Below are 13,923 nucleotides of genomic sequence, written 5' to 3'. Positions count from 1 at the left end.
GAGTGGACTTATGAACGTGACGTTCGTGCTCGTGCACAGCCCGTCAGTGGGGCCTTCGACCTGGGCGCCGGTGGCGCGAGCTCTGGAGCGCCGGGGATACGCCGCCGTGGTGCCCGACCTGACCGAGGTGGCGCGGCGCGGCTCGCCGTACTGGCCGCGGGTGGTGGAGGCGGTGCGCGCGGCCGCGCCCGAGACGCCGATCGTGCTGGTCCCGCACAGCAACGCGGGGCTCTTCGTGCCGGTGATCAAGGAAGGGCTGGGCCATCGGGTGGTGTCGTGCGTGTTCGCCGACGCGCATCTGCCGCCCCGGGACGGGCTGGTGCGGGCGGCGCAGGAGGCGTTCCTGCCGTTTCTGCGTGATCTGGCGGACGCGGACGGCGTGCTGCCGCGCTGGACCGACTGGTGGAGCGACGACGACGTGGCCGCCATGCTGCCCGACCCGCGGGTCCGCACCGTGGTGGTCGAGGAGCAGCCGCGCCTGCCGCTCGGCTACTACACCGAGCCCATTCCCGTCCCCGCCGGGTGGGACGAGGTCAGGTGCGCCTGCCTCTGGTACGGCCCGCCCTACGACAAGGTGGCCGAGGAGGCGCGTGGACGGGGCTGGCCGGTGATGCGGACCCCCGGCGAGCACCTTCAGCAGGTCGTCGATCCCGAGGGGGTGACCGACGCGCTGCTGAAGCTCTCCCGGAAGTCGTGAACCGCTGCGCCCAGGGCGGTCAGACGTCGGTGACGCGTACTCCGGCGTGGGCCTTGTAGCGGCGGTTGATGGAGATCAGGTTCGCCGTCAGCGCCTCGACCTGGAAGGCGTTGCGCAGCCGGCCGCCGTAGACACCGCGCACCCCGGGAATGACCGCCGCGAGCGCCTGCACCGTATCGGTGGCCTCGCGGTCGTCACCGAGCACCAGAACGTCCAGATCGACCTTGTCCACCGCCGGATCCATCAGCACCACGGCCGACACGTGGTGGAACGCCGCCACCACCCGGCTGTCCGGCAGCACCGCCGCGGCCTGCTGGGCGGCGCTCCCCTCCTCGACGGGCAGCGCGTAGGCGCCCTGCTTGTCGAACCCCAGCGGATTGACGCAGTCGACCACGATCTTGCCGGCCAGCTCGGTACGCAGCGACTCCAGCAACGCCTTGTGCCCGTCGTACGGCACCGCGACGATCACCAGATCGGCCTCGGTGGCGACCACCGCGTTCTCGGCCCCCCGTGCACCGGAGCCGATCGACTCGGCCGCCTCCTGAGCACGCCCCGCGCTCCGCGAACCGATCAGCACCGGGTGCCCGGCCAGCGCGAACCGCCGCGCCAGCCCCTTCCCCTGGTCTCCGGTCCCGCCCAGAATCCCGATCGAAACACCGTTCACAGTCATCCCGCATTCCTATCAGCCCGTTTCACTGCTGAGAACGCCGGGGGCTTGCCGCGGGCTGGTGCGCGGACGCGCTTCGTGGTACGGATCCGGCGAGATCACTTCCGTACCAGGGAGGTCTTCCTTGCGTTTATCCATCGCCCTCCTGAGCATCGCCGTTCTCCTCACTCCCACGGCCGCGACGGCCCACGCCGTCGAGCCGCCCCCACCGGCCGTACGGGACTTCGGCAACGGTCCCGAGCGGAACGAGGAGGCGGCAGGCGTGTCCGCCGAGACGCTCCGCGCCCCTACAGAGGAACCGTACGGCTACTCCCACGAGCGAGATCGCGGCTATCCCCGCCAGAACCAGCTCCCGATCCCCGGCGAGAACCCCGCCGACGCCTCCATCAAGCTCGGCCTCGTGCCGTACCACGGCATCGCGCCCAGACTGAACGACCTGCAGAGACGCAGCAAGCGGGTGAGCGCGGAGATCATCGGCCGCTCGTACCAGGGCCGCGACCTCTACCTCGTCACCGTCACCGCGCCGGAGAGCCGCGAGGAGGCGCGCGAGCAGAGCAGGCTCCGTGACCGCATCCAGCATGACCCGGCAGCGGCCGCCCGGGATCGGGGGCTGCCCAGGAAGTACAAGGCGCCGCTGTTCGTCAACAACAACATCCACGGCAACGAGTGGGAGGGCACCGACGCCGCGCTACGGGTGATCGAGGAGCTCGCTACCAGCACGGATCCCGAGGTCGCGGACCTGCTCAGCCGCACGCGGCTGTACTTCAACGTCACCGCCAACCCCGACGGCCGCGTCAACGGGGTGCGCGTCAACGGCGCGGGCTTCGACCTCAACCGCGACTTCGTCACCGCCTCGCAGTCCGAGGTACGCGCGATGCGCCAGGTGATGATCGACACCCAGCCGGTCACCATGATCGACCTGCACGGCTACGTCAACGGCACGCTCATCGAGCCCACCACACCGCCGCATGGAGCCAACTACGAGTACGACCTGTTCATCAGGAACACCTACGCCAACGGGCTCGGCATGGAGGCCGCCATCAAGGCCCTGGGGCACACGCCCGAGGCCGACGGCGTGTACCCGCCGCAGATCCCGTTCCGCGACTCCGACGAGGGCTGGGACGACTGGCCGCCGATCTTCGCCCCACAGTACGCGCCGTTCCACGGCGCGGTCGCCGCGCACACCGTCGAGATCCCACTGCGCGTCAACGGCTCCGACTACATCAACCTGCCCGTCGACGAGCTGCGCCGCCGCTCCGGCATCAACACCGCCATCGCCGCCGCCGCGATCCGGGCGACGTACGGCTTCGTGCGGGCCAGGCACGACCAGCTCATCGCCGACCAGATCGAGGTCTTCCGCCGGGGCGCCGCCGGTGAGCCGTCCAGGACCGTGCCGCTCGGCATCGTGCCCGGCTTCGGCTCCGAGGACGTCTACAACACCACCTTCCCCCGGGCGTACGTGATCCCGGCGGGCGGCGGGCAGCGTTCCGCGACGGCCGCGGCCCGGCTGGTGGACCACCTCATCGCGAACGACGTCGAGGTGGGGCAGGCCAAGCGCTCGTTCAGGGCGAACGGCAGGACGTACCTGGCGGGCTCGTACGTCGTCGACATGCGCCAGCCCAAGCGCGGCCTTGCCAACGTGATGCTGGAGGCGGGCACCGACATCTCCCCCAGGGTGGATGCCATGTACGACATCTCCGGCTGGAGCCACGCCCTGCTCTGGGGTGCCACCGTGGACGGCGTCACCTCCCTCCAGGCGCAGGCGGAGCCCGTCAAGGCCGCCGCCCCGACGGGCTCGGTCCCGAAGGGCCATGGCCCGCTCGCACTGAAGGTGATCGACGCCAAGGAGGTCATGGCGCTGAACGCACTGCTGGCCCAGGGCGTCGCGGTGACCTGGGCGAACGATGGCACCGCGATCATCCCGGCCACCGCGCGACAGGCCGCACACACGGTGTCCGACCGATACGGCGTGGCGTTCACCCCAGCAGGCACCGCGGCAGGCACCCCAAGGGGCATAGCGGCAGGCGCTCCGGCGGGAACCCCAGTCGGCGCACCGTCGGGAACCCCAACCGGCACCCTGGCAGGCACCGCCACGGGTACGCCGCTGTCCCAGGTGCGGATCGCGGCGGCCACCTCGGCGGACGAGCTGTTCACGCTGCGCGAGCTGGGCTTCCCCGTCACCCCGATCTCCACGGCCACCCTCAACAGCGGCTTCGACTGGAGCGGGACCGACGTGCTCTTCGTCTCCAGCGGGCTGAGCTACACGGCGCTCAACCCGACGGCCAAGGCGGCGCTCGACACGTTCCTCGCCTCGGGCGGCGTGGTCACCCGTGGCAGCACCGGCGCCGCCTTCAACACCGCCGCCGGACTGCTCACCGCCACGTCCGTCGCCGGTCGCGGTGACGCCAACGGCGTGGCTCGCGTGGTCTCCTCAACCGGTCCGGTGGGCAGCGGCTCGCCCGGCTACTCGTTCGTGTACTCGCCGCGCTGGTTCACCGGGCTCGGCCCCGAGGTCACGGTCGAGCAGGCGTACGCGACCGAGGGACCGCTGGTCTCCGGCCACTGGCGCCCCAACCCCAACGGGACCGGCGGTCAGGAAGCGGCCAAGGGCCAGGCGGCCGTGGTCAGCGGCCGTGACGAGCGGGGCGCGGCCGTGGTGCTGTTCGGCACCGAGCCGATGTTCCGCAACCACCCCAAGGGCCTGTTCCCGCAGGTGGCCAGGGCGCTGTACTGGTCGGCGTCCGTCACGGGCGCGGCCGTCACCACACCCTGATCCCCTTCAGATCGCCACACAAAGTTCAGATCGCCACACGAAGCGAGCCCACAGCGATCTGTGGGCTCGCACGTGACCGGGGCCTCCTAGTTTGTCCCGTTCTTCAACGACCGCTTTCCCGGAGTTGTCCGGCCAGTTAGTTTCGATCATTAGATCTGGCATCTGATCGGACCTGCTCGCGGGCGCGATTCATCCCGCCCGCGACGCAGTCCATGCAGCGGAGGAATCCCCCTGATGCGAGTTGTCCCACTGTTAACCGCGACGGCAGCCATCCTGACCAGCCTGACCGGCTTGGCTGGCTTGGCCACCCCAGCCACGGCACAGGCCAAGCCGGCCGACACCCCCCACACGCGGCCCATCGAGGTCCGCCGTGACCACCCGGACCCGCGGGTGCCCATCGTCGTACGGAAGTCCGGCGAGGCACTCATCGACCTGAACGCGTCCGCGCCAGGCACGGACTGGGCGTCGGCGGGCGCCGAATCGGCGGTCGTGTCCATCTCAGTCGACAACCGATATGTCACCGACCTCGTAGTCTCCGGCAGCCAGCGCCTTCACCGGCAGCTCGCACTGGGCCGCCTCACCGCAGGGGTACATCAGCTCCGTCTGCACTTCGCCGTCGAGCGCTCCGCCGCAGCGAGCAAATCCGTCGCGGTGGACACGCTGAAGGTCTCGATGTACGCGAAGGGAACACCCGACAACCTGGTGCTTCGGTACGCGCCCGTCGTCTATGGCCGCAACATTGCCGCCCTCGGGAGCCCGTACCAGAACGCGACCACCGACACCCCGCTCATCGCCTGGCACGACCCGGCACCGGCCGCCACCCCCGGCCACACGAAGCTCACATACTCGGTGATCTGGAGCAACGAGGACGGCGGCACGAACACACCCGCGCTGATGGCCCGCTGGGGCCGCACCACCGACATCGAGTGGATCTACAGCGTCGAAGTCGACGCGAACGGCGACCGCGTCGAGGGCAGCGACACCTACCAGGCCCCCGACCACCAGACCCTGCACTTCACCGGCCGGTACGAGAACGACCACGCCCTCCTGCAGACCTGCACCTCGAACAACAACATGTGCGACACCGTGGACGACCCCATGCGGTTCTTCCTGTCGTACCTGCCGACGCTCCCGGCCGGCGAGGCCCGCGAGTACCTCATGGACGCCAACCCGTGGACGTACGAGATCATGGCCAAGGAGATGCTCCGCGAGGGCAAGATCGAGGCCCCCTCAGCCACCACGCCGACTACGCCTGAGGTGAGCGACCAGCGCAACTACCTGTACGCGGTGATCAAGAAGACCACGCAGCCGGCCAACGCGGGCTCGTCCTGGGTCGGGGTCTCGCTCGGCGTACGCCTGGTCAGCGGCGACACCGTCTATCTGTCAAACCATGTGGATCCGACCTGGTCCATTCAGCGCGACGACCCGGCGGCGACCACGGTCGAACTGCCCGCAGGCACGACGGCTGACGACATCGCCGAGGTGACCGCCCACCGCGTCGTGGTCGGCACCGACACCGGCGCAACCGTGCACGTCACCGCGATCAAGCGCGGCTTCCTCCTAGGCCAGAACTACCTCCCCCAGCAGTCGTTCCTGACCTGGAACGGCGACGTCACCCTCAACAGCACCACCACCTCAGCCGTCCTCTGGCACCGCTGATCCCACTGCGTGGCGGGCGCCGGTCGGCGCCCGCCACGGTCAGTATTGGGCGATCGTTTTGGCGCTCGATGGGCTCCGGAGGGGCTCCTAACCAGGGCCCGGCGTCTGGTTGCCGACTGGCCGCCACACCCCACGCAAGTGACCCAGGAGCACTGTTTGGATCGACTCACCAACCCGGCCGACTCCCCGCCTCGTCTCCTCAGCGGAGTTGACCGAGCAGCAAGGCGCTCCACTGCGCATCCCCCTGCTTGGCAGGCCATCGATCGCTCTCGTCGACGATCCGCTTGTCCGGCCCGTTTCGGGTACGTCGGATGAACCGCTGCCCGCCCGCCTGACATAGTTCATAGAACGGGCTGCTGCACTCGCACGTCCACGCGATGACCCGCGCATCACAGCCGTTGTCACGTGGGGCGTTCCACATCAGCCGTTCGGCATGCGACCGTGCCGGGGACGCGTGCGAACTGATGCAGTGCGGAGGAGACCACGCTTGATCAACCGTCCAGGACACTCCGGTGCACCTCATTTCGTGCCCTCACGCCCTTGCCGCTGAGGCGGACATGCCGTTCTGTGTGGACATCTCCACCCACACCACCCGCCGCCGGTAGCCCTCATCGCGCACGCCCCACTGGGCCGCGTACGTTTCGACCAGCCACAGCCCACGGCCGCGACACTCGCTGACGTCGGCGTTACGCGCCTCGGGAACAGTCCCCGCCGATCCGTCGTCGATCACCTCGAGGTAGGCCGTCACGGCATCCAGGGAGGAGATCTCCACCGTGACGAACCCGCCGGGCTCTCCGGAAGCGGTGTGCGCCACGGCATTCGTCACCAACTCACTGACCACCAGCCGGACATCGTTCACGTCCTCGTGACCAGCGACCGTCAGCACCTCACCCACACACCGGCGAGCCACCGACACCGAACGCCCCACCCCCGGCAACACGATCTCCGCGAGAAACGTGGTGCTCATGTCCCCTCCCCTCGCTGTCCGGCGTGCTGTGGTGCGAACGAGAACGCCACCCGTCGCGCAGCCCGAACCGGATCCGATGCCGAATGAAAGGCATAAACTGGGCGCCTTCTGAAGTCCCAGCCTGTACGCCACCAAAACTGCGTACCGTCGGACCAGACCCAGCCCGACCAGGTGTAGAGAAGCGCCAGCCCGTAGCCCCAATGCGCAGGACCTGCGGTCCCATAAGCGTCGTGCAGGGCGAACCGGAGGCACTTCACCGCTTCCAACGCAGGCGACGTTTTAGGCATTTTGGACAATCACATCAAACCAACCTCGACACTCCCTTTGCACATCAGGGCTGGCGTTCGTTCGGCGATTAGTACGTGAGTGGTTCATCGGCACGCCCACGCCCATAAAGCACAGGTGCCACGCCATCCGCACGCGGTGCGCATATCGTCGCCTTCCGCGGCCAAAAGAGGGCATATCTAATATCTCCCCTTCAATCGGCCCATAGAGCTGCATATAGTCGCTTTCGACCAGCGCCGCCACCGCTCAGCCTGCGCCCAGTCAAGCATTTCGAGTCATCGGAATGCAAGACTTCATTTTGAAGGGTCAATAAGCAATAGTGCAGAGCGAAATGTCGGATTGCACGGTAAACATCCGGATGCTTTCAAAGCGGGTGTATGCAATACTCCATAACGAGGGAAGGAGGGCTATGCCTGAAGCGTTGACGGGCTCCACGGTGCCGCGTCGCCAGCTCGGCCGCTACCTGCGTGACCTGCGTAACGGCTCGCGCCTGACGGTCAGGGCAGCGGCGTTGAGCCTGGAATGGTCGGAAGCGAAGATATGGCGCATCGAGACTGGGCAGACTTCGCTGCGCAGCCTTGACGTCGAAGCGATGTGCAAGGTCTACAACGCGCCCGATGATCTCACTCAAGCACTGAAGGGCCTCGCCAAGGAGACCAAAGCACGTGGATGGTGGCACGCCTACGGCGATGTGATCCCCGACGGCTTTGACCTGTACATAGGCCTGGAAGAGGCAGCATCCTCCCTGTCTTGGTATGAGTCGGAGCTGGTTCCGGGGCTGTTTCAGACGGCCGACTACGCTCGCGTATTGATCGAAACAGACAATCCAGGAGTGCCCGAAGAAGAGATTGCGCGTCGAGTACGCCTACGCATCGCACGACAGTCCTTGCTGACAAGAGCGACCAGCGCTCCAGAGCTTAACGTTGTGCTGAACGAGGCCGTACTCCGCCGCCCAGTCGGCGGCAATCAGGTGATAGCGCAGCAGCTTAACCGACTGCTGGAGATCGGCGATCTGCCCAACGTGACCCTCAAGGTTGCGGCGTTCGAGTCCGGACTGCACCACGGCACCATGTCAGGGCCCTTTGTCATCTTGCGCTTCCCTGTCGATAGCCAGGGGAGGGCCGCTGAACCGCCCACCGTCTATGCCGATGGCTTCACCGGCGCCCTGTACCTGGACAAGCCAAACGAGGTCGAGCGCTACAGCACGGCATTCGAGAATATACGGAATGCCGCCCTCGACGCCAGCGCATCAAGAACACTTATCTCCCAAGCGGCAGGAAGCTATGCCTAGCGATGACCTTTCGGCGGCGACATGGCGCAAGAGCAGCCACAGCAACGGCCAAGCAAACTGCGTTGAAATCGCAGTTATCCCCACCGGAGAAGTGGCTGGCGACTGCGTATTTGCAGTCAGGCACTCCAAGGTCCTCCACGGACCAAAGCTGGTCTTCACACGGGCAGAATGGGAAGCCTTCATCGATGGAGCGAAAGAGGGTGAATTCGACTTACCCCCGTCTGAGTCAGGATCCGCCCGATGATTTCGACTGATCGCCTTCCGATGCAATTCCTCCACGAGCGCCACTTGCGCAGCTGGTATGCCGTTTCTGGGCATAAAAAGGGGGGCCACTTCGGATTTGGGCGTGTCAAGAGTGATGCGAGCCGAAAGCGGAAACGTGGCGGCGTCGCTGATAGCCGGGAGCGGTCATTGTGATGCTGGAGAATGGGCCTCGATCAGCGGCCGCCGAGTGATGCACGGACAACTGGAAGCGTTGCTGATAACGCCAGGCGGACCAACGTAACAATCCAGGTGCTCCCCTTTGCTGCGGGGGGCTCATGCAGCCCTGTACGGCGCGTTCAGCATGCTGAAGTTCCCGCACACCAAGGACCCCGACGTTAGCTGAAGAAAATCCAGTACCGGCCCCATCTGCTCACCGACTGCCTGTCCCAGATTGAACTCTGCCTCGACACCCCGGCAAACCCAACGAATTCAACCTGTTGTAGCATCCGGCTCAGCACAGCCCATTACTTTTTCGAGACCATCGAAATCCCGCCCGTGGCAAGAGAGAACATCCGGGCAAGCGCCTTCCGAACGTCCGGGTCTCGGTCGAGTCGCTCCAGCGATTCAAACCTCGCCGGACCAAGATCGATCGTAGCAATCCCGCCGGCATCCCTGTCATCCGCTGTGGAGAACAGCAGGAGGCATCGGTAGGCCCGCACCACCCCTCCTCGCTCCTCTCGCATCAGCGACTGCAGGAAGATCACTTCTTCCTTGACCTGGCTGCGGAGCGCATCCACCGATGTCCACCGAGTCGCCCAGCCTCGATCTTCCGCCTCCAACTGGATCTCGACCAGCATTGCAAAACTGATTTGACATACGCGGAAGTCGGGATCATTCGAACGAATCATAGGCATCAGAGTACTACTCCCCGCCGTAGACATCGATACGGATTAGCGTATCAGGGTCGATGCGTCCGTCGTTGATCCTTGTACGGAGTTCGTCCCAACGGTGATGACCTCCAAGAATCTGTCCGTTACGTGAAACGGCAATTCCGTCTCCCTCCGCGGCATTGTTGATCGCGCGCAGAAGTTCGTCTTTGTCAAGCTCCTCGTGATACCACTGCGATGATGGATCACGAGTCGACTGTCCTTCCCTGTACTTCCCAAAGAGATCACGAGCCTTCTCGTAACGTTTCGACCAACAGCCGGCGTTGTGGACCAGGATCGGAGTGTCTCCAGCCATCACATAATACGTGTGGACAGCGTCGACAGTCACGTTGTACATGTCCCGCGAGCCGATGAAATCTCGCGTCTTGACTACGAAGGACGGGCTTCGATCCGTTCCACGGAGGACGTCTCCGACGGCCAGCGCAGCTGCGCTCACCCATGTGCGACGCGCGGCATCCCAGAAAGGGTGTTCCTGCGTGGTATGGATAACGCTCTCACGGCCATCTACGGTACGAACCGTTATATCCGCCATGTATGTGTCGCGGTTCCGGTGAAGCGCAACCACCATTTTTTCGGAGGTCTTACCGGATATCGGGTCTGTAGCGGTTACCTTATCGCCGACCCTGATTTCTTCAATTTTCTTCCGTACGCCGTCAGCCATGAGGACGTAAGTGCCAGGCGCGAAGCTGTTAAGGCACTTTTGGAGTGCCTTAGCCGTGGTGGTGCCTACGGCAGCCTCAACGTCCTTGACTGCAGTTTTAGTTCCAGCACGAACTAGGCCACGAACGACGGCTGTCCCTATGCCCTTTACGACACCCCCCATGCCACCGATTACCCCCAATATGTTGACCGCGTCATCGTTTTCCTCGACGCGTCCCTCATCGCAGCGGCGAAGCTTGCAGCTCTGCGCGCGCATTGCGTCGTCTTCGCGATGCTGTCGAATCTTGTCAGCCGCTAGCGCATCACGAGCCTTATTCCGCCCATTCTGGGTGGCTTGTTTAGCGAGTCTCTTCTTTTCCTTTTTTTCGAGCTTGATCTCCCATTTCTTCTTCTTTTGGCCGCTGGTCTTATGCGTCTTGGCGAAGTTGGCGTTGGCCTTGCGGCTTGCGTCGGGGTCGGTGCCGCCTCCGGCGTCGACGCGGCGCCCGTCGGGGTCGGATTGGGTGATGGGGTTGTTGGCGGCGTAGCTGTAGGGGTTGGCCCATTCGGGGGTGCGGAGGTCGAGTTCGGGGTCGGTGGAGATGAATTTGGCGATGGCGGGGTCGTAGTAGCGGGCGCCGAGGTAGGTGAGGTCGGTAGAGGCGTCTTCGATCTTGCCTAGGAAGCCGCGGTCGGTGAAGGGCAGGTCGTCGGTGCCGCGGCGCTTACCGAAGGGTGTGTAGCGTTCGCGGCTGACGGTGCCGGTGGTGTTGTTGATGGCCAGTTGTGTGCTGCCGTGCTGGCCGGCGAGCAGCCAGGTCACGCCGCTGGCGTCGCGCATGGAGATCTGTGATCCGTCGCTGGCGCTGTAGTAGCGCTTGCCGGCGACCAGACCGTCGGACAGGCGCAGCTCCATCGGGCCGAGGTAGAGGGTGGTGCTGCCGTCGGAGTCGCGGCGGATCAGCCGCTGGCCGGAGGCGTCGTAGACCATCGAGGTTTGCTTGCCGTCGATGGTGGCCTGTGCAAGCTGACCGAGTTGGTCGAAGTCGAAGGTGCCCTGCTTGCCGCCGACGGTGCGCGCCGATAACTGACCGGCCGCGTCGTAGGCGTAGGTGTCAGTACCGGTGGAGCGGGTGATGGCAGTGACGGCGTTGGGACGGACGGCGGTGGAACCAGGGGCAGGGTAGGTGTAGGTAGCGGTCTGGCCGTTGTCGGTCAGGCTGGTGATGTTGCCGACCTTGTCGTAGGCGTAGGCCTGGCTGTAGGGGTCGATGCCCTTGGCGTCGCCGGTGCCGGTGCACGAACTCGCGGTGGTGGTGTAGGCCGTCTTCAACCGGAGCAGGCCGTCGTAGGTGAAGCATTCGGACTGGCCGTCGGTGGTGCCAGGGATGGCCGAGGCGGTGTCCAGGACCCGGGTGATGTTGCCGCCGACGTTGTAGCTGTAGCGGTCGTCCTGGATGGTGTCGGGCGTGGTGGTGTCAGCCTTGGCCTGCGTGGAGACGCGGGAGAGCCAGTCGGTGACGGTGTCGCGTTCGAGGGCGCGTTTGATCTGGCCGTTCGCGCCGAGCGAGCGGGTGGCGAGTTTGCCGGTGGGGGTGAACGTCGTGTCCTTGACGTAGGTGAAACCACCGGCCAGGTCGGAGTTCAGGCCCTGGGCGAAGCCAAGGTCGGTGTAGGCGAAGGTGAGCTTCTCCGCACCCAAGCCACCAGCCTCGGGCAGTCCCTGCTCGCGTAGATTCCCGGCGGCGTCATAGGCAGAGGTGAAGGCGTAGTCGCGGCCAAGGTTGCCTTCATTGGCCGGGATGGTGAGCTTGGTGGCGGTAGGTCGGTAGTCACTGTCATACGACGTGACGCTCTGCGTGTAGGGCTGTCCACCCGAGTAGCGGGTGGCGGCGCCAGGCTGACCCTTGGCGACAGTGTCGTAGCTCCACTCGGCAAGCTTGGTGCCGGTGGGCACCTCCCCAGCCCACTGAATGGTGCGTCGGCCAAGGTCGTCGTAACTGTTGGAGACCTTCTGGTTCTTACCGTTGATACTGAAGGTCAGCCTGCCGGCCACGTCGTAGCCGTAGCTGGAGGTGCCCGCGTCGGGGTCGGTGGAGGCGGTGCGGCGGCCCAGCCAGTCGAAGGTGAAGGTGCGGACATTGCCGTTCGCGTCCGTCATCGAGGTGAGGTTGTTGTTCAGGTCGTAGCCGTAGCTGCTGTCCTGGTGGGTGCTGGCGTCGGCCCACTCCTCAACCTTGACAGCACGGTCGAAGACGTCGGTGACAGTGGCGGTCTTGCCGCCGACCGGGGGTGTCACCTCGGTACGGTCCAGGCCGGGGTAAGCAGTGCTGGTCCGGCGCAGCTCGGCATCCAAGTGGTAGGCGATCGTGGCTACCGGACGTTCCTGATCGTCGTAAACGCTCTTGGTCCACTGCGGCAAGCTGGTCAGCGCAGGGTTGAGCAGCCCACTGCCCGGCTGGCCGGTGTTGTACACCGGCTCGGAGACCGCCGCAGTCAGACCGCGCGCGTCGTAGGTGGTGGCGGTGACGATCCGGCCGCCGGACGGCGAGGCGGTCTGCGCCTCGCGAGCCCGCCCCAAACCGTCCTCGTAGCTGATGGCACTGGTGTACTTCGTCCCGGTCAGCAGCTGCTTGACGGTCGTCTTGATCGGCGCGGTCGGCTGCCCTAACCAGCCGTCCCAAGCGATGTCATAGGCCACCGTCGCACTCGGGGTGCCGCCACTGCGCGGCTGGCCCGGCTTCCACAAGGCGGTGGTACGGCCGAGCGCGTCATAGTCGATCTCGGTGGTCTTGGAGTTGGCGTCGGTGACCGAGACCGCATCGCCCAGGCGGTGCGAGAGCCGGGCGGTGACAGTGTGGCCGAGCGGGTTGGTGGTGGTGATGCCGGTGCTGGGCCAGCCAACGGGCGGGGTGTAGGTGGTCGAGGTGGTCTTACCCAGCGGGTCCACGCTGGTCAGCTGCCGACCGTATTCGTCGAAAGTGGCCTTGGCAGTGGAGATGGTGGACGCGTTGGCGTAGGAGCGGACCTCGGTGACGTTGCCGTCGCTGGGCTTGTTAGTCGCCGGGTCGGTGCCCAGGTCGTACAGGCTGATCGACTTACCGATCAGCGCGCCCGCCGTACAGTCGTCCCCAGACCGTTCCTCCACGACGGAGGGGAAGTTGACCAGCCACTGACCAGTGTCGGCGTTGCGGGCGTAGCTGGTGCTGGTGCACGTGTTGTCGGTGGTGACGCCGTCCTGGCCGTAGTCGTTGACCTTGTTCGGCAGACCGTCGGCGTTGTAGGCCGTCTTGGAGTCGGTGTAGCGCCAGGTTCCGCCCGTTATCTTCTCCCGCGCTCGCTCACGGGTCTGTAACACCAGTGCGGGATCCATGGTGCCGGGCCCGTTGCCGGTGGTCTGGATCGTGTACTCCCACCGGGTCGAGTCGACCTCGGTGTACGCGCGGGGACTGAGCGCGGTCATCTTCCACGACTGCTCCTGCAGCACGTTGCCCTGCAGGATCGGCTTGTCCACGACGGTGCCGCCGACGAAGTCGGTGACGGTCCCGCCGGTGCCACGAAGGAAGTTGCGGGTGGTGACGGTGTAGCCGGCCGGGTCGGTGCCGGAGCCGTCGATGGTGCGGACCTGGCTGTAACCACGCCAGTCCGAGGCGGGCGGCGCCTTGCCGGGCTCGGCGAACTGGACCGGCTTGGCCCAGATGTCGACGATCACGGAATTCCCCTGCTGTGAGGGGTTTCCGATCAGGTAATTCCCCTGGCGCTTCACGGTTCTCCCCTGGAGGAGGACGTGGGCG

General features: G+C 65.7%; 9 protein-coding genes. 5 read left to right on the top strand and 4 right to left on the bottom strand.

Annotated elements, in window-relative coordinates:
- Window positions 1-10 precede the first annotated feature (10 nt).
- Window positions 11-697, top strand: a complete 687-nt coding sequence (locus AB0F17_RS44485; RefSeq protein WP_358036149.1) for an alpha/beta hydrolase — start codon at window positions 11-13, stop codon at window positions 695-697.
- A 19-nt stretch (window positions 698-716) separates the two neighbouring features.
- On the opposite strand, the gene npdG is transcribed toward AB0F17_RS44485, so the two are convergent.
- Complete coding sequence (gene npdG / locus AB0F17_RS44480; protein WP_358036147.1) at window positions 717-1,367, bottom strand: NADPH-dependent F420 reductase; 651 nt, start codon at window positions 1,365-1,367, stop codon at window positions 717-719.
- 121 nt (window positions 1,368-1,488) lie between these two features.
- Between npdG and AB0F17_RS44475 the strand changes: the two genes are divergently transcribed.
- Together AB0F17_RS44475 and AB0F17_RS44470 are read left to right on the top strand one after the other, a co-directional pair.
- Complete coding sequence (locus AB0F17_RS44475) at window positions 1,489-4,137, top strand: M14 family zinc carboxypeptidase (protein ID WP_358036145.1); 2,649 nt, start codon at window positions 1,489-1,491, stop codon at window positions 4,135-4,137.
- Between the two features lie 234 nt (window positions 4,138-4,371).
- Window positions 4,372-5,796 (top strand): hypothetical protein, encoded by a 1,425-nt coding sequence (locus tag AB0F17_RS44470; RefSeq protein WP_358036143.1) that lies wholly within the window; start codon window positions 4,372-4,374, stop codon window positions 5,794-5,796.
- A 532-nt stretch (window positions 5,797-6,328) separates the two neighbouring features.
- Here AB0F17_RS44470 and AB0F17_RS44465 read toward each other — a convergent pair.
- Window positions 6,329-6,763: an ATP-binding protein gene (locus AB0F17_RS44465; RefSeq protein WP_358036141.1), complete on the bottom strand. Its 435-nt coding sequence runs from the start codon at window positions 6,761-6,763 to the stop codon at window positions 6,329-6,331.
- Window positions 6,764-7,457: 694 nt separating this feature from the next.
- Here AB0F17_RS44465 and AB0F17_RS44460 point away from each other — a divergent pair.
- On the top strand, window positions 7,458-8,339 hold the full coding sequence (locus AB0F17_RS44460) for a helix-turn-helix transcriptional regulator (protein WP_358036139.1): 882 nt from the start codon (window positions 7,458-7,460) through the stop codon (window positions 8,337-8,339).
- Window positions 8,275-8,583, top strand: coding sequence for a DUF397 domain-containing protein (locus tag AB0F17_RS44455; RefSeq protein ID WP_358036137.1), 309 nt, complete (start codon window positions 8,275-8,277; stop codon window positions 8,581-8,583). The genes AB0F17_RS44460 and AB0F17_RS44455 overlap by 65 nt, the downstream gene beginning before the upstream one ends.
- Before the next feature lie 484 nt (window positions 8,584-9,067).
- Here the strand turns inward: AB0F17_RS44455 and AB0F17_RS44450 are convergent, their stop codons facing one another.
- Window positions 9,068-9,451 carry a hypothetical protein gene (locus AB0F17_RS44450; RefSeq protein ID WP_358036135.1) on the bottom strand — a complete coding sequence of 128 codons (384 nt, stop codon included), beginning with the start codon at window positions 9,449-9,451 and terminating at the stop codon, window positions 9,068-9,070.
- Between the two features lie 13 nt (window positions 9,452-9,464).
- The gene (locus AB0F17_RS44445; RefSeq protein ID WP_358036133.1) at window positions 9,465-13,841 is read right to left on the bottom strand and encodes a polymorphic toxin-type HINT domain-containing protein; all 4,377 of its coding nucleotides are present in this window, start codon (window positions 13,839-13,841) and stop codon (window positions 9,465-9,467) included.
- Between the last annotated feature and the right edge of the window lie 82 nt (window positions 13,842-13,923).

This window comes from Nonomuraea sp. NPDC026600, from assembly GCF_040638335.1.
Classification (GTDB): Bacteria; Actinomycetota; Actinomycetes; order Streptosporangiales; family Streptosporangiaceae; genus Nonomuraea.
The sequence above is the reverse complement of the archived record's forward strand: the minus strand, read 5'-3'. Positions and strand labels throughout refer to the sequence as shown.